A 23,446-nucleotide genomic window follows, 5' to 3' on the forward strand; every position below is an offset into this window, starting at 1 on the left:
AGCTTGCTTAATTTTATCCTTTGTAGCACAACAACCTTTTAATTTACAACTAATGCTTAAAGCTGTTAAGAGTGTATATTATTAACAAACTCGTTGTAAGTTGAGAGTGAAAAAAGACTTGAAAACCATGACACAATTCCAAAACACCTTATCCTTTGCCAAGAAAATGGACGAAAACGATCCATTGAAGTCTTTTCGCCAAAAATTCCATTTACCCCTTCAAAAAAATGGAGAACCATTCATCTACCTTTGTGGCAATTCTTTGGGATTGCAGCCCAAAAGTACTCGAACTGCAATTGAGCAAGAATTGAAGGATTGGGAAAACTATGGAGTCGAAGGGCATTTTCACGCTAAAAATCCATGGATGCCTTACCACGAATTTTTGACCGAAGCAATGGCGAAAGTCGTTGGGGCAAAACCCATTGAAGTAGTAGTGATGAACACGCTTTCGGTGAATTTGCATTTGATGATGGTATCTTTTTATAGACCAACTGCCAAACGACACAAGATTTTGATTGAATTTGATGCCTTTCCATCAGACAAATATGCGGTGGCTTCTCAAATCAAATTTCATGGTTTTGACCCTGCCGAAAGTCTGATAGAATTGAAGGCAAGGGAGGGCGAGGAGTGTATTCGGATGGAAGATATTGAAGCAGTCATTGAAGCGGAGGGCGAAGAGATTGCTTTGATAATGATTGGCAATACTAACTACTATACAGGACAGTTTTTTGATATAAAACACATTGCAGCATTGGGGCACGCCAAAGGCTGCAAAGTGGGTTTTGACTGCGCTCATGGTGCGGGAAATGTGGACTTGAATTTGCACAAAAGTGGAGTCGATTTTGCGGTTTGGTGCAGTTATAAGTACCTCAATTCTGGTCCAGGCAGTTTGGGCGGTTGTTTCGTGCATGAACGCCATGCACACGATAAAACCTTACCTCGTTTTGAAGGTTGGTGGGGACACAACAAGGACACCCGTTTTGGGATGCGAGATGGTTTTGACCCAATTCCTGGCGTTGAAGCGTGGCAGTTGAGCAATCCACCGATTTTGTCAATGGCGGCTATCAAGGCTTCTTTGGAGGTGTTTATGGAGGCAGGGATGGAAAATTTGCGTAAAAAAGCAGTGAAATTGACGGGGTATTTGGAGTTTTTATTGGACGAAATGGACAATCCCCATATCAAAATAATTACCCCTCGCAACCCTCAACAACGCGGTTGTCAATTGTCTATTCAGGTGCAAGATGCGGACAAAACGCTTTTTAATCAAATCACCGAAGCAGGTGTGATTGCAGATTGGCGAGAGCCCGATGTGATTCGAGTTGCGCCTGTTCCGCTTTACAATTCTTTTGAAGATGTGTTTCGGTTTGTGGAGGTTTTGAAGGGGGAGTTGGAAAAGAATTGAACCTTTTGAAGGAATTTTTCTTGTTAAAAATATGTATCTTTCAGCAAAAGAAACTAAAATTTAAATGCAAAACAAAATCATCATCATTGGCGCAGGTCTTTGCGGAACACTCTTAGCAGTTCGATTGGCGCAGCGTGGTTACACCGTTTCGCTACACGAAAAACGCTCGGATATGCGAAGGGAAGAAGTAGATGCAGGACGTTCTATCAACTTGGCTTTGTCGGCAAGGGGCTTGATGGCACTAGACCGAGTGGGCTTGAAGGAAGCCGTTTTGGAGGAGTGTATTCCTATGCGGGGGCGTTTTATACATCCGCTCAATAGCACGCCTTTCGTTTCGCCTTACAGTGGTCGGGCGGAAGATTACATCAATTCGGTTTCCCGTGGCGGCTTGAATATCACCCTTTTGGATGAAGCGGAAAAGATGGAGAACATCACCATGTACTTCAATAGCAAATGCGAAAGTGTGGATTTGAAGGCTGCAAAGGCAACTTTCAAAAACTTAGAAACGGGTGAAACTTGGGTGGAACAGGGTGATATTGTCATTGGAACGGATGGCGCAGGTTCGGCAGTTCGGCAAAGTTTCATGCGGCAAACGATTCCTCTGCTTTTCAACTTTTCTCAAAATTTCCTAAGACATGGCTACAAGGAATTGAGCATTTTACCCACCGAAAATGGAGGCTATCGCATCGAAAAAAATGCTTTACACATCTGGCCTCGTGGCAGTTTTATGATTATTGCTTTGCCGAACATGGATGGCAGTTTTACGGTCACGATGTTCCATCCTTTTGGAGGAGAAAATGGCTTCAATGAGCTAAATACCAAAGAGAAAGTTCAGGCATTTTTTGAAGCCCATTTTCCCGATTTGATTGCCTATATGCCACATTATATTGAGGAGTTTTTCGAGAATCCTGTGGGTACTTTGGGAACAATTAAGTGTTTTCCGTGGCAGGCTTATGGCAAAACCTTGATTATGGGCGATGCTGCTCATGCGATTGTGCCGTTTTATGGTCAGGGAATGAACGCTTCTTTTGAGGATGTGCGGGTTTTTGATGATGTGTTGAATCAATTGGAAGGCAAGGCAGATTGGGAAAAGATATTCATGGAATTTGAAGTGGCAAGGGTCGACAATGGTAATGCGATTGCAGATTTGGCGATTGACAATTTCCACGAAATGCAAGACCGTGTGGACGATGCGGATTTTATCAAAAAACGCCAATTGGAAATGAAATTGGAGCAGCAGTTTCCCGATTATTACTCCAAATATTCACTCGTCACTTTTCGTCCTGAACTTCCTTATGCTGCTGCAATGAAACTCGGTAGGGCGCAGGATGATTTGCTTTTGCGGATTTGTGAGGGGAGAGAGGTAGAGAATTTGGATTTGGAGGAGGTTATGGAGGAAGTGCGACAGACTATGAAAATTCAAAATACAATTTCAACCTCTCACTGAAATTTAGGTAATAACAAACTTCAGTTATCTAAAATCTGTCTGTTATACACTGTAAAACATTAGTCGCTAAAAAAAATACCATGTCTTCAAAAAACACAATCCTAACCGACAAAGCCAAACCCCTCGGCAATTACCCACACATCAAACGAGTGGGTGATTTTTTGTATATTTCTGGCACAAGCAGCCGACGAGCCGACAATACACACATTGGCGCAGAACAGGATGAAAACGGCAATTGGATATTGGATATTCGGGCGCAGACACGGGCGGTAATCGAAAACATTGAAGTGTATGTAAAAAGTGTGGGAGCCGATTTGTCGAATGTCGTTGACATCACTACTTTTTTGGTGGATATGAAAGACTTCAAAGGCTACAATGAAGTCTATGGCACTTTCTTCAACAAAGAAACAGGCCCTACTCGCACAACCGTTGCAGTGCATCAACTGCCGCATCCCAATTTGCTAATCGAAATAAAAGCGATTGCTTATCATCCTCTGAAAAATAATCAAAAGTTTTTGTCAACTCACTAAACAGCACATACCATGACTCGCAAAACTTTACTTTCTCTTTTACTTCTATTTATCATTGGCGGTACGACCTTTTTGCTGATGAGTTCTTATCCTTTTGGAAGTGGATTTTTGGCGGTGATGACTTGTTTGACCTTGCTTTGGTTGTACAGCTTGCTTATCAAAGATGCCAGTATTATTGACATTTTTTGGGGACCAGGATTTGCAATTTTGGCGTGGTTTTACTTCTATACAAATTCTGATACAGGTAATTTCCGCAATTTGGTTTTGTGTGGGATGGTGACGGTTTGGGCATTGCGATTGGCGGGGCATATTTTTGTGCGTAATCATGGGCAGGGAGAAGATTTTCGCTACCAAGAGTGGCGCAAGGATGGCGGTAAAAACTATTGGTGGATTTCGTTTTTGCGGGTATTTTTATTGCAGGGATTGCTGATGTGGATAGTGGGTTCGATTTTGTTGGTGGCGCAGATGAGTGGTGAAAGTACTTTGCAGCCATTGGATTATGTGGGCATTGTACTTTGGTTGATTGGTTTTTTGTTTGAAGCCATAGGCGATTGGCAGTTGAAGCAGTTTAAGGCGAATCCAGCAAATAAAGGTAAGGTGATGAATCGGGGTTTGTGGCGATATACGAGGCATCCAAACTATTTTGGGGATGCGCTTTTGTGGTGGGGCTATTTTTTGTTTGCACTTTCAACAACAGGTGGATGGATGTATGCGTTTAGCCCTGTATTGATGACCTTCTTATTGATGCGGGTTTCTGGGGCGGCACTTTTGGAGGGTACATTGAAGAAAACCAAGCCAAAATACAAGGAATACATCGAGAAAACGCCTGTGTTTTTTCCTTGGTTTCCCAAAAAAATAGACAGACCTTTGTAGCCTATTACAAGGCTTTTGCAATTTATAAACTTCACAAATTGCAGGTTATTCACAGACAAATAAATGTATGGATACCATCACAAGCATTACCGATTGGATAGAAAGTATATTGGGTTTCAGCCATGAAATGCAACTGGATATATTCAAATCCATTGTTATCATTACTGTTTTGGTGCTTATCCGCAAGCTTTTGATTAAGCTTGTTGTACGCTTCAATAAGGATGTACGATCGAGTTATTGGCTGCGAAATGGGCTTACCTATTTTTTGTTTTTGATAGGGATTATTGGAGTAGGGCATATTTGGTTTCAAGGATTTGAGTTGGTAGCAACTTATTTGGGTTTACTTTCGGCAGGTATTGCGATTGCTTTGAAGGATCCGATTGTGAACATTGCAGGGTGGGTGTTTATATTGTTTCGCCAACCTTTTGAAGTCGGGGATAGAATAGAAATTGGAAATCATGCAGGTGATGTGATTGACCTTCGCATTTTTCAGTTTACCCTCAATGAAATCGGCAACTGGGTGGATGCGGACCAAAGTACAGGACGCATTATTCATGTACCCAATGCCAAAGTTTTCTATGAGTCTGTTGCCAATTATACCAAGGGATTCACTTATATCTGGAATGAAATTCCTATTTTATTGACCTTTGAAAGTGACTGGAAAAAAGCAAGAGAAATTTTGGAAGTTATTGTCATTGAACAAACACATGATGTGAGTGAACAAGCTCGGCTTAAACTCCGAAAAGCGGCAGAAAAGTATATGATTCTCTATACCAAGCTCACACCCAGGGTTTATTTGACTGTTAAAGACAGTGGCGTTTTGCTTACCATACGCTACCTTACAGAACCTCGCACCCGTCGGGGAAGTTCTGAGATGCTTTGGGAAGCCATCCTCAATGAATTTGCCAAACACGACAATATTGATTTTGCTTACCCAACACTTCGATATTATGACAATCGAACAGAAGGCAAAGAAGGGGCAAGGGCAGATTAGTCAAATGTTTTGGTATGTTGGTGTTTTGATGTCTTAATGTTTTGAAGGATTGTTTATTTTTGCAGTTCAACAATCTAACAATATGACCAACAAAGGCAAACTATATTTGATTCCCAATTTGCTGGGAGGTGAGGATGTAAGCATCATTCCAAATTACACAAAAGACATTGCTTGTAGTCTGGATATTTTCATTGTAGAAAATGTCCGAAATGCTCGCCGATACTTAATCAGTCTGGGGATTAGGGAAGCAGGAAAAGTCATTGACGACCTTGTATTTCACCATCTGGACAAACATGCTCAAAAAAATGAATTTAGGGAGTTTTTGGACGAGGCATACAATGGGAAAAACATCGGTTTGATTTCGGATGCGGGTTGTCCTGCCATTGCAGATCCTGGTGCTTATTTGGTCAAAACCGCACATCGCAGAAGCATTGAAGTAGTACCATTAGTGGGACCTTCTTCTATCTTATTGGCACTTATGGCTTCGGGAATGAACGGTCAAGCATTTGCTTTTGCAGGCTATGTACCTTTCAAAAGAGAGGATCGTATCAAACGTTTGCAGCAATTGGAAAAATGGGCTACTCAGCAGCGACAAACGCAAATTTTTATTGAAGCTCCTTACCGCAATGATGGGCTATTGAGCGACATTCTTCAAAATTGCCACCCTGCAACCAAGTTGTGTGTAGCGGTTAATTTAACCCTTCCAAACCAGCTAGTCATCAGTCAATCTATCGAAAACTGGAAAAATGGAACTCTTCCTGAACTACATAAACAACCTGCTATCTTTCTTTTGGGTAGGTAAAAAGATATTTTATACCTCCAAAATTCCCTTTCACTACTTTCTAATTGATACAAAATCCATCATAAAATATATTTGCAGCATACTATTTTTTAACACACCCCATTTAACACTATGACTATATAATAGACCCTGTTTAGCCCTAATTAACACCTAATTTCCCTTTCAAACTAATAAAGTTCAGTTTTATAATTCAAAGTCCCATTTATATGATGGGACTTTTTTATGAGCAAAAACAAGAAATAATTTAGAAACTTAATATATAAATTACATAATAAAAAGCGGGACTCATCCTCCAAAAATTCCCTTTTACACTATTATTATTTTTCAATCAAGGTCTATCTACTATATTTGGCATATATATAATAGCTACCTTACTTAAAAACACACATACACACTATAATAAACACACACATACACACTAAATCTATTCATTACTACATCTAATTTATAAAGTCCCGATTCTTGATTGGGACTTTATTTGTTAACCATCATAAAGAAAAAACTTACTTACAGAAAAGCTGTATTCATCCTCCAAAAATTCCCTTTTATACTATTGTTATTTTGCAATAAAAGTACACCTCCTATATTCGTTGCATTAATAATGGTTATCATTATTCACACATACACACACTAAATCTGTTCACTACTACACCTAATTTTAAAAGTTCCGAATCTTATTCGGGACTTTATTTGTTAACGCTTTTTATGTATCTGACAATTCTTATCTTTCATATCCTTATTCTCCATATCTTTTTATAATTTTCGTTTTTTTGGTATGGTATTGGTGCATCAGAACCATTACATCTATTTCAAAACAACACCAAACATATTCTCTACATGAAGCCCATTTCATTCTGCCATTTAACGCTTTTGCTTCTCTTTTTTGCTATAAATACCATCCTTGCACAACCCATATTAACCTCCAATGCCACACCTGAATTGGGAACAAACTTTCAGGTATCCATCGTAGATCCAGTGCCACTTGGCAACCTGGTATTACCTGCTGGAGAAGGCATTATATGGGATTTTTCGGCAAGTTCAGTGGTAAGTACCCGCATTGCCACTTTTGTAGATGCAGCCACTACAGACGTAGGGATTTTTTTCCCAAATGCAGATATTGCTTTATCCTATGATGGAGATGGGCTGCCGTTGGGGTCTTTCAATCTAAAACATGATTTTTTTGCCCTCTTTGAAGATAGCTTGCTGAATGTGGGTTTCACCACCAAAAGCGGAAACATCATCAACTACAATAATCCAGCTACTGTATTTAACTATCCTTTTTCGTTTGGCGATAAAGTAGAAGACGATTTTAAGGTCAGTTTTGAAGTAGGTAGTACGACCATCGTTGAAGAAGGTACGATTAGTAGGACAGCGGATGGTTTCGGTAAAGTGTTATTACCCAATAAAGAGATGGATAATTTACTGCGTGTAAGAACAATACGCCATTATTACCAAGCCTTTGAAGACAATGTACTGGACACCATTTTCTTTCAAGAGGACCGACTAACTTGGTATTCAGCCAATCAAATTTACCCTGTTTTGAGTGTTACCAAAGAAATAGTGAGTGGCAGTCCTACTCCTCAAACACGTATATATTTCACAGGAGATGTCGAAACCAGCATTGAAGAATACCTCCCAATAGCTTCTATTGAAGCTTACCCAAATCCAAGTTCTGGAGCGTTTCAACTGAAATACGATTTACTGCAATCAACAGATGTTCAGCTAAATGTCTACAACAGCATGGGCCAATTGCTGCAAATTGCAGATAGCGGACGACAAAATGCAGGTAGCCAAACGATAATGATTGACTTGAGAAGTCAAGCACGGGGAATGTATTTTGTGGAGATGATTTTGAACGAAACGGAGCGAGTTGTGCATAAGTTGATAGTGCAGAAATAATCATTTACGATAATTTTGAATCACTTTATCCTCGTTCTTACTTACAAAAAATACATTATTTTTTATTACAACTTTTGTACTTTTTCCTATTGGGACAATGTACGACTTTTGAAGTTTTGCTTCAAAGATTTTCGATTGTAGTGAAAATCCATATTCTTCAAAGAGTAAACTTCAAAAGTCTTCACCTCGAATGTGATAAGTTATTTTGTTGGCAATCACTAACGATTATCCGACTTCAATTTCTGAAAAGCATTTCCTCTGGTTGGTCTAGTAAAAGTGGGTCGAGTGGTACGTGGCGGTTGCGTAGTTGTTTTTGGAGGTTGGGTAGTAGGATTGGTTTGGAAGTTCACCGTTTTAGAAATTCCAGCCGCTTTCAAGACCCCACTTTTAGACTTGATGTTTTGTGAGCGAAAAGTATATTTCCCTTCTGCATCTGTTGAAGTAACAAAAGTTTGTCCACCTGATTGCAGTTCTATTATTTTATTTTTCAACACTTTACCCGAATTGTCTGTGGCTACTCCCACCAACACAGGATTTTGATTGAGTCCCACTTTTTGAGTGGCAAACGTGCCAAAGACCTTGTCGAAATAGACTTCAATGGCATAGATTTCGTCAATTTCAGCGTTCAAACTGAATCCAACCGATGTTGTTTGAGAAGTGTTCGAAGAATTGCTTTTTGCCCACACATTGGAGGTAGTTGTTGTTTTGTTTTCTTGTACGCCAATGCCGATATAACTTCCAAAACCTTTGCTAAATTCTGTCACCGTAGTCGTAAAGTTGCTCTCACTTTGGGTATCTGTTTGCGTAATGTTGTGGCTGAAACTTTGGCTATAGTCCACGCCATTTACCTCCAATTCTCCCAACTTTACAAAACGGTCGTTGTCCAGCGTTATATGAGGACCACCACCAAAAATGGAAGTATTGGTAAGTGCTGTCTTTGGCTTATTGGTCACAAAAGGATCTAATTTCAAGAGATTTTGAACTGTTTCTTGTGTCAATCCACTTGGATGATTGGTAAGGTGAGCCTTCAAAAACTGCACAGAATTGATGCTCACTCTTTCATAGTTCAACAATGTGAGTGATATTTCTCCATTGACTGCCACCCAAGCCATTTCTACATTTTGCAGATACACAATCAAATCTCCCACGCCAGGGCCACCATCATTTGCACCTGTGCTGAATCCATTTTGGATTGTTTCGCTGATAGACAAAGACCCATCATTGGTAACAGTTGTACCTTTTGTCTGTTGCGACTGAATAGTTCCCAAAGCATCGTTCACAAAACCTAAAACTTTTGCAACTGCTTTGGCTTCTGGTTTTTGTGTTTTATTCAAAACAGTGGCAGCTCCGCTAAGTATGGACTTGAAGGTTGCCAATCCTTTGAATTGTGGAAGTGTGACAGGTTTTTTGGTGGAGTTGGTTGAGCTAAAAGACATCTGCATTTTTGTACCAATGGACTTGGTGACGGTATAAGTCGCTTTGTTCTGATTGTTTCGGTCTGGAACAGGCTCATAAACAACTGCAACGGGTAAAGCGGGTACTTTGAAGGCTCCTGCGCTTACCACAAGATTGTGTTTAATGTTCAACACATCAGAGTAGCTTTTGTTATTGGAAGTCACCTTCCAACTGACTTTGGTAGCCTTGCCTACATTGATACGGACGGTGTTGGAGTTGGAGGTAAAACCAGTATTGCCGTCAGCAGTTACTCTAAACACCCCCGAACGGTTGATGACATTGAAGACCAATTCTACATTCACCGCATCTACGCTTGCATGGGGATCTATTTTAGTGGGTTTTAGAGGGCCTCCACTACCTATATTAGGTTTTCCACTTGATCCGCCAATTCCACCAACGCCTCCTACTCCACCGACATCATTTGTTCCATTAAAATCTCCTGGTCGGATAATTTCGGTGGTCAGTCCTGTGAATTTTCCTGTTGCCGCATCAAAAGTGCCTACGTTTATGCTTTCCTGAGGTGTGGGAATCGGAAATTGATTTTCAATTCCTTTAATAATTTGATATGCTTGAGAAGGCTGTGCTACTGCAATGTGGTTGGCAGTAAAAGCAATGCAAACTAAGATTAGGGCAATGCTCTGTCTGATAGACATTTGTGTGATGTTCATGATTTATTTTTTTTAGAGGTTTAAAAAGGAATTTTGTTTGTGGGTGCATTTCCTAAGATGAAATGGGTGGAAAGTTTTGGAAGAATTTTGTAAATTACTTTTCAAAGCACAAATCATTTTCTTAGTATTCTCCTAAAAAAGTCTTATTTTTGTTAAGAATAAAATCAAAATTAGAAACATGAACTTAGCATCTTTTTTCGCTGGTGCAGGAGGATTAGATTTGGGTTTCCAAAAAGCAGGCTTCAATGTTGTGTGGGCAAATGAATATGACAAAAGTATTTGGGAAACCTATGAAAAAAATCACCCACATACCATTCTTGACAAAAGAAGTATTGTCAATATACCATCAAATGAAGTGCCTGATTGCGACGGAGTTATTGGAGGACCTCCTTGCCAAAGTTGGAGTGAAGCAGGTACACTTCGAGGGATTCAAGACAAAAGGGGGCAACTTTTTTATGATTTTATCCACATTTTAGAAGCCAAACAACCCAAATTTTTCCTTGCAGAAAACGTAAGCGGTATGTTGCACGAAAAACATAAAGAGGCTTTGCAGCACATCAAAGAATTATTCAGAAATGCAGGTCAAGGATATGAATTGTCTGTTCAATTATTGAATGCCGCTGATTTTGAAGTACCACAAGACCGCAAACGGGTATTTTTCGTAGGTATTCGTAAAGACCTTAATTTCAAATTTAACTTTCCCAATCCTTTAAAAGAAAAAATCACCCTAAAAGAGGTCATCTATGACTTGCAAGAAACAGTTGTACCTGCAAAAGGGAAAAATCATACCAATAAAGAAAAATGCACTGTCACCAACCACGAATACATGATTGGAGGATTTTCTTCCATTTTTATGTCCCGCAACCGTGTGAGAAGTTGGGATGAGCAGTCCTTCACGATTCAGGCAGGAGGGCGACAGGCCCCGATTCACCCACAAGCACCTAAGATGAAGCTCGTTGATAAAGACAAACGTGAATTTATCAAAGGCAAAGAACACCTTTACCGTCGACTCAGTGTTCGAGAATGTGCAAGAATTCAGACCTTCCCAGATGAATTTACTTTTTATTATGACAAAATAGCAGATGGATATAAAATGATTGGCAATGCTGTTCCTGTCAACCTTGCCAAACACATTGCTTTGGCAATCAGGCAACAAATTGAAGCTGCAGTAGCAAAAAATACCTTGAAAAAAGCATTAGAACTTGTATAGGAAATGGCCAATCAAACAAAAAATGGAAAAGCATTTGAGTATGCACTATTATTTGAACTGTATCAAAACTTGAAGGACTCAACGAAGATTTCTATAAAGCAAAATGCTCCTTTTCTTACCGCTAAAGGTTTTTTTGATGTTTTCTCAAAAGTGGAACAACACACTTTTCGAGCAAGCGCAAGTGCTGCAATTAAATTTTTGATTGATATTGAGCCAAGGCTTTCGAATGGAATAGAGGAAAATGATGCGTTAGTCCTGGAATTGGTTTCGGATAAGCAAGGTCAATCTGGTGATGTACGAGATGTATTGATGATTCGCTCACTACAAAAATGGGAAATCGGAATTTCTGCGAAAAATAATCATAGAGCAGTTAAACACTCACGCCTTTCTATGAAAATTGATTTTGGTGAAAAATGGGTGGGTTTTCCTTGTTCACAAAACTACTTCAATGAAATACGACCTATATTTATGATGTTGGATGCAATCAAGAAAAAAGATAGCTCTACTAGATGGGATTCCATCAATGACATGCACCAAAAAATCTACATTCCCATCTTAAATGCATTTCGCAAGGAACTACTAAGGCTTGATAGAGAATACCCCAAAGAGGTAGCCCAAAATCTTGTGAAATATTTAGTAGGAACAGAAGACTTTTACAAGGTCATTAAAGGAAATGGAAAGGTTGAAATTCAAGCGTATAATTTGCAAGGGACTTTAAATCAGTCTTTTCAGCGAATTAAACCCAAAGCAAAAATTCCATCCTTGAAATTTCCTTCAAGACTCATCGAAATCGTCTATCAAACAAATTCAACTACTACATTATTGGTTTCACTGAATCAAGGTTGGCAAATATCTTTTAGAATCCATAATGCTAGTTCCAGAGTCGAACCATCCTTAAAATTCGATATCAACCTCATTAGTGTGCCACACACACTATTCACCCATCACATATTTGTTGATTAATAGACCTTGTTGCATGTCAAAACAATTCATTATCAATTACTTAATATACAATACCGCCATCGTTTTCCTAGTTTCTAATCAACTGATAGATAAAACAAGTTATAATGAAGCAACCGCCATTCCTCTAATTTTTTCCACATTTGCCTTTTCAAAAGCCATACAAATTCATTTTGTATGGCTATTTATATTTTTGTAAATTGCGGTTGGAACACAGATGAAAATATTATATTGAATTGAGTAGTAGAAAAAATATCTGTCTCCAAATTTTGTTCAAAAAATTTACATTCATTTTAATTTTCTTCAAACATGGCTATCACAAAACCTTTTAACCTCCAAAAATGGATTGACGACAACCGAGATTTATTGAAGCCCCCTGTCGGTAACAAAAACTTATATGTCGATTCTGGCGATTACATCGTGATGATTGTTGCAGGCCCTAATGCCCGCAAAGATTTTCACTATAATGAAACCGAAGAGTTGTTTTATCAATTGGAAGGAGATATTTTGGTGAAGGTGCAAGACGAAGGAAAAGTCGTAGATGTGCCTATCAAAGAAGGAGATATGTTTTTATTGCCCGCCAAAATGCCTCATTCTCCTATTCGCAGCGCAGGCTCGATTGGTTTGGTCATTGAGCGCAAACGCAAGGGAAAAGGCTATGAAGATGGTTTGATGTGGTTCTGTGAGAACTGCAATACCAAACTGCACGATACCTATTTTGAGCTTCAAAATGTAGAAAAAGATTTCCAGCCTCGCTTCAAAGAGTTCTACAGCTCGGAAGACAAACGAACTTGCCCTAATTGTGGGCATGTAATGGAAGTGGATGAACGTTTTGTGTAGTTACTTATTTTATTTGCATACAGACTTCGGAAGTTTCATTGTGTGAAAGATTGACACTTAATCGAAATGGGGCTTGATTTTTTTAGTGACAAACTTTCGAAGTCTCAGTTTAAAAACTAAAAAATTCATTTTCAAATGAATGAAAATATCAAAATCACCCAAACCGAACTCTTGTCTGACAATTGGTACAGACTCAACAAAGTGACCTACCAATACCGCAAAAAAAACGGTGAATGGGAAACTCAGGTAAGAGAAGCCTACGACCGAGGCAATGGCGCAACGATTTTGCTCTACAATACCGAAAAAAAGACCATCATTTTAACCCGACAGTTTAGACTACCTACTTATGTCAATGGCAATGAGGATGGTATGATGATTGAAGCCTGTGCTGGACTTTTGGACGAGAACAATGCGGAGGATTGCATCAGAAAGGAAACGGAGGAAGAAACGGGCTACAAAGTGTCGAAAGTTCAAAAGATTTTTGAAGCCTATATGTCACCTGGTTCTGTGACAGAAATTGTCCATTTTTTCATTGCAGAATATGCGGAGGAGATGAAAGTGGGCGATGGTGGAGGTTTGGCAGAAGAGCAGGAAAACATTGAAGTCTTGGAATTGGATTTTGAAGCAGCTTACAACATGATTGCCAAAGGTAAAATCAAGGATGGAAAAACGATTATGTTGCTGCAATATGCGAAATTGCAGGGGCTTTTGTAGGTCAAGGAAATCAATCATAAGTGTTATCAATGAAGTACAAAATTTTATTTTTGCTGCCTTCAATATTGCTATTTTTCACCACCTGCCATAAAAACCTCTCACTTCAAAATTCCTTCAATGGAGATTTGGTTGATTTGCCTTATCACACAGAGGAATGTGGCACATTATTTCCCATATTTTTGAAAAGAAAAGTAGTCCGCAAAGAGGTTTTTTCGAGTTTGAAACGAAAAGGCATTGATTTGCAGCCAGATTATTTGTATGCAGATGGAGATATTTCATTTGTGGTAGATGGTTTTGACCCAAAGAAAAAGATAGGCTATATTTGGATGGATGAAAGTGTGTTGGATTTTGATGCCATTGACTTCTATTTCTACAGTTTTTCTGGAAATATTCCTGCTTTTGAAGCATATAACCACCCCAAAGAATTGGCAGAAATGCTTTTGCAGTACAGCCGTACATCAGATAGTTTGAGAGTCAGAATAGAAAATACTTTGAATATGCTCGATTCCGTTGTTCAAAATCAAACATTGCAAAGTATTGTAGAACAGCATATTCACGAAGGAATTTATTGGGAAGCCACTACCCGTCAGATAAAAGAGTGCGTGGAGTTTCCTACTATCACAGATACAACAAAACGAGAGGAACTGATTGACATTTGTTTATTGAAGCAAAAGATGGCTCGGTACGCCAGTGGCTGGAATGAACCAAATACTATTTTTGAAGAAATATATGACCGTGTATTGAAGTTGGAAAACAAAGATTCCATTCAGCAAATACTCAATGAAGTAGCCGATAGTTTTCACAGTCATAGGTTATCTTTTTCAGAAGCACAGTATCTACTCGAAAAACAGAAAAAAGGAGAGTTGTTTATTGCGATGATTAACAATTTTGACGAGCGTTACAACCTGCCTTTTGATCACTCGCACGATCATAGAAATGGGCCAAAGATGAACAGAGACTACAAGTCTCGTAATGAATACCTCCAACGCATTGAAGCCAAAAGATTGAAGAAGAAGCTAAAAAAACTACTTCAAGATTTGAATAGTTATGTATCTTGGAGTATTCGCCAGAAATGAGGTGAGTAAGTCTTTGGTTATCAAAAAACATATTCCCCAACAATGTCCCAAAACAATGCTACGATAAAAGGTTTGACTGATGAAGAAGTGCTGCAATCGAGGCAGGAACACGGCTACAATAGATTGGAGTACAAAAAAGAAAATGGTTTTTTGGATGCCTTGAAAAACTTGGCAAAAGAGCCGATGGTGGCTTTGCTATTGGTCGCTTCAACTATCTACTTCGTCAGCGGCAATACAGGAGATGCCGTTTTTCTCGCTTTGGCGATTGTGTTGGTTGCCTCCATTTCTTTGTACCAAGATTCGAGAAGCCGCAACGCTTTGGAGAAACTCAAAGATTTCACCCAACCCAGTTGCAAGGTCATTCGCAACGGGGAAGTAGTGGAAATCAAAAGTGAAGAATTGGTCATTGGTGACAGTATGATGGTCGAAGAAGGCACAACGATTGCAGCCGATGGTGTGATTGTACAATCCAACGATTTTTCGGTCAACGAATCCATCCTCACAGGTGAGTCCTTATCGGTTTACAAAGATGCAACGAAAGCCGACAATGCCATTTATAGAGGCACAATGGTTGCCACAGGTTTAGCCATCGCAACGGTTACGGCGATTGGCAATACCACAAAATTGGGGCAGATTGGCAAAAGTTTGGAAAGTATCCAAGAGGAAAAAACTCCTTTGGAATTGCAGATTTTCGATTTTGTCAAAAAAATGGTCCTCATTGGATTTGTGGTGTTTTTGATTGTTTGGGGAATTAACTACTTACACACCTCCAATGTGTTGGAGAGTTTGTTACATGCACTGACACTTGCCATGAGTATCTTGCCCGAAGAAATTCCCGTTGCCTTCACCACCTTTATGGCTCTCGGTGCTTGGCGGTTGATGAAAATGGGCATTGTGGTCAAACAGATGAAAACGGTGGAAACGCTCGGAAGTGCGACGGTCATTTGCACAGACAAAACGGGAACGATTACAGAAAACAAAATGCGCTTGGCAAAACTTTTTGTGCTGTCTTCTCAACAGATTTCCAATCCCGAAGATACATTGAGTGAGGAAGAAAAAGAGTTGATTCGAGTGGCGATGTGGGCAAGCGAGCCGATTCCATTCGATCCAATGGAAACCGCTCTGCACCAAGCCTATGCCCTTCAAATGACAAATGACGAAAGGATGGACTACAAAATGGCGCACGAATATCCGTTGGACGGAAAGCCGCCTATGATGACGCATATCTTTGAAAATGAGCAGGGAAATAGAATTATTGCGGCAAAAGGTGCGCCCGAAGCTTTGATAGCCGTGAGTAACTTGACAGCAACCGAAAAGACACACATTGAAAAAGCAATCCGCACTTTGGCTACTGATGGTTATCGTGTTTTAGGTGTTGGGCAAGCGACTTTTGAAGGGAATGATTTTCCTGATAAACAACAAGATTTTGCGTTTACCTTCAAAGGAATAGTAGCTTTTTACGACCCTCCAAAAGAGAACATTCAATCGGTATTTGACGGTTTTCATGCGGCAGGAATAAGGGTAAAAATCATCACAGGCGACAATGCTGCAACGACTACTGCAATTGCTAAACAGGTGCAGTTCAGAGGCTACGAAAAAAGTTTGACGGGTGATGAGTTGATGCAAATGGAGGATGCCGAACTTCAACAACGAGTGGCAGATACGCATATCTTCACCCGAATGTTTCCCGAAGCCAAGTTGAGAATCATCAATGCCCTCAAGGCTGGCAACGAAATTGTGGCGATGACAGGAGATGGTGTAAATGACGGCCCAGCCCTAAAAGCTGCTCATATTGGCGTGGCGATGGGTAAGAAAGGAACCGAAATCGCCAAACAAGCCGCTTCTTTGATTTTGCTGGAAGATGATTTGTCCAAAATGTTGGATGCTATTGCGATGGGGCGAAAGATTTACACGAACCTCAAAAAAGCCATTCAATACATTATTTCTATTCATATTCCCATCATTCTCACGGTGTTCATTCCTTTGGTTTTAGGCTGGATATACCCCAATATTTTTTCCCCTGTTCATGTCATTTTATTGGAATTGATTATGGGACCAACTTGCTCCATCATTTACGAAAATGAACCCATGGAAAAAAACACCATGATTCAAAAACCCCGACTATCGACCACCAATTTCTTCAATTTGAAGGAATTGATAACAAGCATTATTCAAGGATTGATGATTACGGCAGGAACGTTGATTGCTTATCAATATGCGGTCAGTCAGGGCTTTAATGAGTCCATTACACGAACTATGGTTTTCACGGTACTTATCTCTGCCAACATCTTCCTCACATTGGTCAATCGCTCGTTTTATTATTCTATTTTCACTACGCTGAAATACAAGAACAATTTGGTTTCCTTGATGATTGGAGCAACAATTTTGATTACAGGTTTGTTACTTTTTGTGCCCCCCTTTACAGCGTTTTTCAAATTTGAAACACTGAATGTCATTCAGTTATCCATTGCTGCTGCAATAGGTTTTTTCAGCGTTATTTGGTACGAAGGGGTAAAATGGAGGAGTAGAAATAAAAATTCAAATAAAATGTAGTTTTCCTTATCCCCTAGATGAAAACGACAGAGGTTTTCATCTAGGGAATCATCAAAAAGGGGTTTTATGCTACGCTTCTCTTAAAACAATGACTATCAATCAAACAACTAATTTAGTTTCTTTGTTAAGCGCATTTTGATTCATAGTCTTCAAATACCTTATCCAAAGCATCTTTCAATACGATGGGTTTTTTGGTGCCAATGAAAATATGCTGTCCATCTTTTAGAATCAACTCCAAACCCGTTCTTCCAGACAAACTATATACATGCTCCATCGTGTTGAACTGCACATCCCAACCACTCAATTTAGCCAAAAGAGGAGTCTTAACTACTTGGTAGTCTTGAATTTCTTTGGTTTTTATGGTTTGTTTTTTGTTGTGAAGTGGTGAATACTGATACTTGATTTTCTTGTTGCTGATGATGGTCTTCAATTGCAGCCTCCAGAGATAAAAAGTGATTCCTGCTAAATACCCCACACAGACCAAACCTCCAAACAGTACGGCAGTTTTATCGTAGGGTGTACTGATGAACAATTGAATAAAAAAGCCACTTACCAACATAGTGATAATGGCCAATAGCATGATTTTACCTTTTTGGTAAGATTGTTTTTCTTTAAATAATACCTGAGTCATTTTTCTATAGTTTTATAAATGAATAAATAAAGTGTCTCCCAAACAAGGAAGCAAATGGCACGTTTTCAAATAAATATACTTGGTTCTTATACAAATTTAGTGAAGGGAAGCTTTTGAAGATTACGATAAAGGGGAGAAAGTCTCTAATGCTTTGAGGGTAAGTCTTTTGTAGTTGTAAGCTTCAAAAATCCATTTTTGAATCACTAAAACATTCCTTGTTTGGATATGCAAAGATAAGATTAGTTTAAGACTAACATAACATTTACTTAACATTAAAACGGTTTTTTTTGAAAAAATGTTGCTTGGATGTCAAAATTCGGTGATTTATTGGATTTTTTTACTGATATTTTCCCATATTCATTGTTGGAATCATAAAATTCTGAATTATCTGTGATAAAAACCCATTTATGTCAAATACCAACTTACTGGATTCATTGAAAAGAGAATTGAAGGAAATGGAAGCTTCTGAAATTTTGTCACCTGCTTATCGCAGAAAAAAGCTCATAGCCTATGCTGTCAGAACTGCCATCATGGTAGCACTTTACATCCTCTTTTGGCAATATGTATGGCTGCGGTGGACACTTTTAGTGTATGTCCCTTTGAATTTGGTTGGCTTGGTATTGATTTTAGGAGCAGAACGTTTTGTAAGGAAAAAAATGGAACAGACCAGACAACAAATTGAAGAAATAAATAGAGAATAAACAAACGGGAACTTTCCTTTCCATTTTTTTGGTTATTTTTAGGAACGCAAACCAATGTGCGCCCAAATTCCTAATATATTGAATGAAAAGCATGAAAATCAAACCTTCAATTTTATCCTATTTTATTGCGGTTTTACTCCTTCTAACAAGCATAGGGCTGACTGCCAAAGATGTACCTTATCTTTCGGGGCGGGTCAATGACTACGGCAATGTATTGTCGGATGCGGTAGAACAACAATTGGAGCAGAAACTAAAAATTCATGAAGATTCGACTTCCAATCAAGTAGTGGTGTTGACCATTGACGCATTGGAGGATGAATTTATTGAAGGGTATTCCGAAAAAGTGGCTACAACCTGGAAACTGGGAACAAAAAACAACGACAATGGCGTATTACTTCTTGTTTCTGTGCAAGATAGAAAACTGCGGATTGAAGTCGGATATGGCTTAGAACCCTACTTGACCGATGCCAAAAGCAGCCGCATCATCCGCAATGTGATTACCCCATATTTCCGCAAAGGAGATTACAATGGCGGCATTGTGGAAGGAGTGAATGCCATAATAGGCACTATTGAAGGAACGTATGTCAATGATGGAGAAACCGAATATGCAGATGACGAAATACCCATGATAGCCAGATTGTTTGCACTCTTTTTCTTGTTCTTTTTTCTGCGTCCTTTCATCGAAAGTGCTGTGTTTTCAGAGGGATTTATCAGTTGGTTTTTGTTCGTTTTTCTGAGTCCATTTGTAGCCATGCTCAGTTTTGCAGGTTTGGGAGGCAGTTTCGGTTTATTGTCAATAGGGGTTTATGGAGTGGGTTTTATTGGCATGAAAATCTTCTTGCTCACTCCTGCTGGTAAAGCGATGAGAGAACGATACAACAAGAAAATGAAAGAACGTGCGAAAATGCAGCGTCAAAATAGCAGAGGAGACAATGGCAGGGGTGGTGGCACTATCTTTTGGGGCGGCGGCTCTGGAGGAGGTGGCGGTTTTGGCGGCGGTGGTGGTGGTGGATTCTCTGGCGGTGGCGGTAGCTTTGGTGGCGGCGGAGCGAGTGGGTCCTGGTGAGGGATGAAAAGGTTGCATCCCAAATTGTCGTAAGGTGGTGTCGGTACGCTGTACCGTTTATTGACTCCTTCAATAATGTCCTACAAACAGGGTCGGAGCTACGCTCCTAAGAAAACACTATTTTAAAAACAGAATAACCGTTTGATTATTAACCCCATTCGTAGCCCATGAATTAATTCATGGGCTACGAATGGGAATAATTTTTAGCCAAATATCGTCATAAAAGAAATATTGCTGGTAAGGTATAAATAAAAAAAACTCCCTCAAAGCCAAAGCAATGAAGGAGTTCCTTTTCATTTTCATCAAAATCAATAAATCAAAATCTATTCTATTCTATTCTTAGACTTTGGACGAAAGAAATAGGAAGCGAGATGCGAGATGCGAGATGCGAGATGCGAGATGCGAGATGCGAGATATAAAGAATTGATAATCAAAATCTTAATCGATTGACGTGATTGAATACAAATAATTGGTTATCAATCAATTAAACCCTTACTTCTTGCATCTTTGCTCCTTCGTCCAAAGTCTAAAAAGTCTTCGCACTATATTAAAAATCTACGAAATCCATCAAATCTGCAATCCTTATTTGAAGTCGTGTCCAAAGTTGTAAATGAATGCAGCACCAACAGTCGTTTGAGAAGTTTTCAGCGCACCGTCTTCTCCTTCAAAAAATGGGTCGCTGCTATTGTCGAATCGTATTTCTGGTTTGAAGGTAAACGCACCGTCAGCCACTTTGAAGTCCCCCGTCAAAGTTAGCGCAAAAACAGACAAAGGTCCAAAGTAACGCACTCCATCAGGATCATCAAAATATTCTGCCCTTAGACCAACTCCAGAATTGCCTGTAAAATGGTAGTTGAGATACAATGCCGCACCAGCCCAAGTAGCATCCGCATCGTAAGGAGCAGAAGGTGCAAAATCACTGTCATCACCCGCCTTAAAAGAACCCAAAGCAGCATTCAAACCCAACAACAAAGATTTACCAGTCGTGTCCAACTCAATGGTATAGCTCGTTGTCAAATCAAATAAGCTGGTAAAAGAGCCTTTCGTTTCACCAAAAGCAGAACCGCCTCCGTATTCATCACCGCCAATCCAATTGAGGTAAACGCTAAAGTTATCAGAAGGTGCAAGACTCGCTTGGAGCGCAATGGATTTTTTGTCATTGTAGTCCGCCAAAGCATCCCATCCATTGACAATCCCCGCCATAAAACCCAGTTTATCGCTTGCTGCAATGTCAATCTTTGCACCTGTATGGTAAAAAGGACCATTGCCGAATAGGTAGGAAAGGCTGTAATTGAAGTTATCAGGCGCATCAATGAGTTCATACCCAATGTGTGTACCGTATTGACCAATCGTAAATTTTACGGCATCCGAAATATTGTAAGCCAAATATGCTTGTTTGATGGCCAAAGCCGTTCCTATGTTGCCAAAGTTGCCGAGTTCTGCATTTGGACCAAAAGTCAAGTCCAATACAGCTTCCGACTTGTCATTGCTGTAGGTAAACATCGTTTTAGCGAGTCCTAGAGAAATGTTGTCATGATTGAGGTCAAAAATACGCCCAGTATTTGTTCTCGAAAGTGGTTTGTTAAGATTGTACTGGTAATAGGCATCTACATAGCCCAACAAAGAAAAGTTGTGTTTGCTTTCGTCCTGTGCATAGACATTGAAGGACAGAGCAGACAATAAGAATATAATACCGAAAAGTCTCATTGTTTTCATGGTAACAAAATTTTAAAACTTGTGAGATAAAATGTTTTTTGCTACCTTGCTCAAAGTTTATTTTGTATGCTTCGTTCGTTTTTAGCAATCAAGCAAGGTAAACGCTGAGGTGAAGAGTTATGGATAGGCAACGCTCCCCTTGTTGCTTTATCTCTAACGATTCACCTTTTTTATGTATCGGCGACTGAAATCACCATTTTAGCCTCCAATAAAGCCTGTATAAGAAGACATTCCGTGTTCTGCAATGTCCAAACCTTCATCTTCCTCCTGTTCGGTCACTCGGATACCTACGGTTACTTTCAAGGCATACATCAACCCAAAAGCAAATGCAAAAGTGAAAGCACCTACTGCAACTGTACCAATCAACTGATTGATAAGCTGTGCGAAACCAGCTTTTGCTCCAAAAATACCCACGGCAAGTGTTCCCCAAATACCACATACCAAATGCACAGAGGTTGCGCCCACAGGATCGTCCGCTTTGATTTTGTCAAAAAATACAACCGATAAAGGAATGATACACCCTGCAATCAATCCAATCAACAATGCAGAAGTTGGTCCCATCAAGTCAGCACCAGCTGTGATTCCAACCAAACCGCCTAAAATACCGTTCAATACCATAGACAAATCGTGGGTTTTGAACATCAAGTAAGACACAAAAAATGCCCCTACTGCTCCTGCTGCCGCTGCAATTGAAGTAGTCACAAATACCAAAGAAACTGCACTTGGATCGGCAGACAAAACAGAACCGCCATTGAAGCCAAACCAGCCAAACCACAAAAAGAAAACACCCATTGCAGCTAAAGGCATACTGTGTCCAGGAATAGGTCGAATTTTTCCATCTACATATTTTCCCTTACGAGGGCCCAAAATCAAAATAGCGGCCAAAGCTCCCCAGCCTCCAACAGCATGAACCAAAGTAGATCCTGCAAAATCGTAGAAACCCATTGCTTTCAACCAGCCTCCGCCCCACTGCCACATACCTGTGATGGGGTAAGAAATCGCTACGAAAATCATGGCGAACAACAAGAAACTTTCCAATTTGATGCGTTCTGCAACTGCTCCTGATACAATCGTAGCTGCTGTAGCTGCAAACATGGCTTGGAAAATGAAATCCGTCCAATACGTATAAGCTCCTCCTGCATAGGCGATTGCCTCTCCTTCAGGTGCAGTCAATCCAAAACCTGAAAAACCAAAGAAACTTCCTGCAAAGGCTTCTCCAGGATACATCAAATTGAATCCTACCAAAGTATAGGTCAATAAGCCAATGGCTATGACCATTACGTTTTTAAACAAAATGTTCACCACGTTTTTGGAACGCACCAAACCAGATTCCAAACAAGAAAATCCCAGGTGCATAATGAATACCAGCACTGTGGCAATCATCATCCAAAGATTGTTTGTTACAAATAATGCTTCGTTCATTTTATTGTTTTTTAATTCAGTTATAAATATTCAATTTTATCTAAAAAATAATCCCGTCGTTGAACGTACTCTAAAGTGCTTCCGAACTTGTTTCGTTGGTCCGAATCCGTACAATATGCTCAATGTCCGTTACGATTACTTTTCCATCGCCTACTTCTCCAGTTTTTGCTGCTCGACAAATCGCATTGACGATTTCCCCCACTTTGTCGTCCACTGCAAAAATTTCCAGTCGCATACGAGCGATGTATCCCACGTCATAAACACTTCCTCGATACATAACCTGTTCATGCTTTTGCCGCCCAAAACCCTTCACCTCCATAAAGGTGAAAAAGTTTACATCTATATCGCTAAGTGCCTTTTTTACGTCGTCAAACTTCGAAGAGCGAATAATTGCTTCAATTTTCTTCATGATTTGAGTCGTTTATTTTTTTGTGAAAAATGATGTCTTTTTTAATGATAATGCAAATTAAGACATTTTTTTTTGAAA

At 39.6% G+C, this 23,446-nt stretch carries 20 protein-coding genes; 15 read left to right on the plus strand and 5 right to left on the minus strand.

The window, feature by feature from the left end; translation table 11 throughout:
- Window positions 1–127 precede the first annotated feature (127 nt).
- From kynU to R3E32_16355, 7 genes are all read left to right on the plus strand, one after another.
- The gene (gene kynU / locus R3E32_16325; protein MEZ4886303.1) at window positions 128–1,402 is read left to right on the plus strand and encodes a kynureninase; all 1,275 of its coding nucleotides are present in this window, start codon (window positions 128–130) and stop codon (window positions 1,400–1,402) included.
- 64 nt (window positions 1,403–1,466) lie between these two features.
- On the plus strand, window positions 1,467–2,849 hold the full coding sequence (locus R3E32_16330) for an NAD(P)/FAD-dependent oxidoreductase (protein ID MEZ4886304.1): 1,383 nt from the start codon (window positions 1,467–1,469) through the stop codon (window positions 2,847–2,849).
- Window positions 2,850–2,929: 80 nt separating this feature from the next.
- Complete coding sequence (locus tag R3E32_16335) at window positions 2,930–3,379, plus strand: RidA family protein (protein ID MEZ4886305.1); 450 nt, start codon at window positions 2,930–2,932, stop codon at window positions 3,377–3,379.
- Between the two features lie 12 nt (window positions 3,380–3,391).
- Window positions 3,392–4,252 (plus strand): DUF1295 domain-containing protein, encoded by an 861-nt coding sequence (locus tag R3E32_16340; protein MEZ4886306.1) that lies wholly within the window; start codon window positions 3,392–3,394, stop codon window positions 4,250–4,252.
- A 67-nt stretch (window positions 4,253–4,319) separates the two neighbouring features.
- Window positions 4,320–5,246, plus strand: coding sequence for a mechanosensitive ion channel (locus R3E32_16345; protein ID MEZ4886307.1), 927 nt, complete (start codon window positions 4,320–4,322; stop codon window positions 5,244–5,246).
- An 82-nt stretch (window positions 5,247–5,328) separates the two neighbouring features.
- Complete coding sequence (locus tag R3E32_16350) at window positions 5,329–6,048, plus strand: SAM-dependent methyltransferase (protein ID MEZ4886308.1); 720 nt, start codon at window positions 5,329–5,331, stop codon at window positions 6,046–6,048.
- A gap of 837 nt (window positions 6,049–6,885) precedes the next feature.
- Window positions 6,886–7,947 (plus strand): T9SS type A sorting domain-containing protein, encoded by a 1,062-nt coding sequence (locus R3E32_16355; GenBank protein ID MEZ4886309.1) that lies wholly within the window; start codon window positions 6,886–6,888, stop codon window positions 7,945–7,947.
- Window positions 7,948–8,165: 218 nt separating this feature from the next.
- On the opposite strand, the gene R3E32_16360 is transcribed toward R3E32_16355, so the two are convergent.
- Window positions 8,166–10,070 carry a hypothetical protein gene (locus R3E32_16360; protein ID MEZ4886310.1) on the minus strand — a complete coding sequence of 635 codons (1,905 nt, stop codon included), beginning with the start codon at window positions 10,068–10,070 and terminating at the stop codon, window positions 8,166–8,168.
- A gap of 178 nt (window positions 10,071–10,248) precedes the next feature.
- Here R3E32_16360 and R3E32_16365 point away from each other — a divergent pair, with 178 nt between their 5' ends.
- The 6 genes from R3E32_16365 to R3E32_16390 all read left to right on the plus strand — a co-directional run bounded on the left by R3E32_16365 (window position 10,249) and on the right by R3E32_16390 (window position 17,423).
- On the plus strand, window positions 10,249–11,280 hold the full coding sequence (locus R3E32_16365; protein MEZ4886311.1) for a DNA cytosine methyltransferase: 1,032 nt from the start codon (window positions 10,249–10,251) through the stop codon (window positions 11,278–11,280).
- A gap of 3 nt (window positions 11,281–11,283) precedes the next feature.
- Window positions 11,284–12,243, plus strand: coding sequence for a HaeIII family restriction endonuclease (locus tag R3E32_16370; GenBank protein MEZ4886312.1), 960 nt, complete (start codon window positions 11,284–11,286; stop codon window positions 12,241–12,243).
- 306 nt (window positions 12,244–12,549) lie between these two features.
- Complete coding sequence (locus tag R3E32_16375) at window positions 12,550–13,080, plus strand: 3-hydroxyanthranilate 3,4-dioxygenase (protein MEZ4886313.1); 531 nt, start codon at window positions 12,550–12,552, stop codon at window positions 13,078–13,080.
- 135 nt (window positions 13,081–13,215) lie between these two features.
- Window positions 13,216–13,794, plus strand: a complete 579-nt coding sequence (nudK, locus tag R3E32_16380; protein ID MEZ4886314.1) for a GDP-mannose pyrophosphatase NudK — start codon at window positions 13,216–13,218, stop codon at window positions 13,792–13,794.
- A gap of 29 nt (window positions 13,795–13,823) precedes the next feature.
- On the plus strand, window positions 13,824–14,870 hold the full coding sequence (locus tag R3E32_16385; protein MEZ4886315.1) for a hypothetical protein: 1,047 nt from the start codon (window positions 13,824–13,826) through the stop codon (window positions 14,868–14,870).
- 42 nt (window positions 14,871–14,912) lie between these two features.
- Window positions 14,913–17,423, plus strand: a complete 2,511-nt coding sequence (locus R3E32_16390; GenBank protein MEZ4886316.1) for a cation-translocating P-type ATPase — start codon at window positions 14,913–14,915, stop codon at window positions 17,421–17,423.
- Between the two features lie 124 nt (window positions 17,424–17,547).
- Here R3E32_16390 and R3E32_16395 read toward each other — a convergent pair whose 3' ends face one another.
- Window positions 17,548–18,054 carry a hypothetical protein gene (locus R3E32_16395; protein ID MEZ4886317.1) on the minus strand — a complete coding sequence of 169 codons (507 nt, stop codon included), beginning with the start codon at window positions 18,052–18,054 and terminating at the stop codon, window positions 17,548–17,550.
- Window positions 18,055–18,461: 407 nt separating this feature from the next.
- Between R3E32_16395 and R3E32_16400 the strand changes: the two genes are divergently transcribed.
- Both R3E32_16400 and R3E32_16405 read left to right on the plus strand, forming a co-directional pair.
- A complete protein-coding gene (locus R3E32_16400; GenBank protein MEZ4886318.1) occupies window positions 18,462–18,755 on the plus strand; it encodes a hypothetical protein in 294 nt (97 codons plus the stop codon).
- A gap of 82 nt (window positions 18,756–18,837) precedes the next feature.
- The gene (locus R3E32_16405) at window positions 18,838–19,821 is read left to right on the plus strand and encodes a TPM domain-containing protein (GenBank protein MEZ4886319.1); all 984 of its coding nucleotides are present in this window, start codon (window positions 18,838–18,840) and stop codon (window positions 19,819–19,821) included.
- A gap of 582 nt (window positions 19,822–20,403) precedes the next feature.
- Here the strand turns inward: R3E32_16405 and R3E32_16410 are convergent.
- The 3 genes from R3E32_16410 to R3E32_16420 form a co-directional block, all read right to left on the minus strand.
- Window positions 20,404–21,537, minus strand: coding sequence for an outer membrane beta-barrel protein (locus R3E32_16410; protein MEZ4886320.1), 1,134 nt, complete (start codon window positions 21,535–21,537; stop codon window positions 20,404–20,406).
- Window positions 21,538–21,735: 198 nt separating this feature from the next.
- Complete coding sequence (gene amt, locus R3E32_16415; GenBank protein MEZ4886321.1) at window positions 21,736–22,959, minus strand: ammonium transporter; 1,224 nt, start codon at window positions 22,957–22,959, stop codon at window positions 21,736–21,738.
- Between the two features lie 70 nt (window positions 22,960–23,029).
- Window positions 23,030–23,368, minus strand: a complete 339-nt coding sequence (locus R3E32_16420) for a P-II family nitrogen regulator (GenBank protein MEZ4886322.1) — start codon at window positions 23,366–23,368, stop codon at window positions 23,030–23,032.
- Window positions 23,369–23,446: the final 78 nt, after the last annotated feature.

It is taken from the genome of Chitinophagales bacterium, from assembly GCA_041392475.1.
Lineage (GTDB): Bacteria > Bacteroidota > Bacteroidia > Chitinophagales > UBA2359 > JAUHXA01.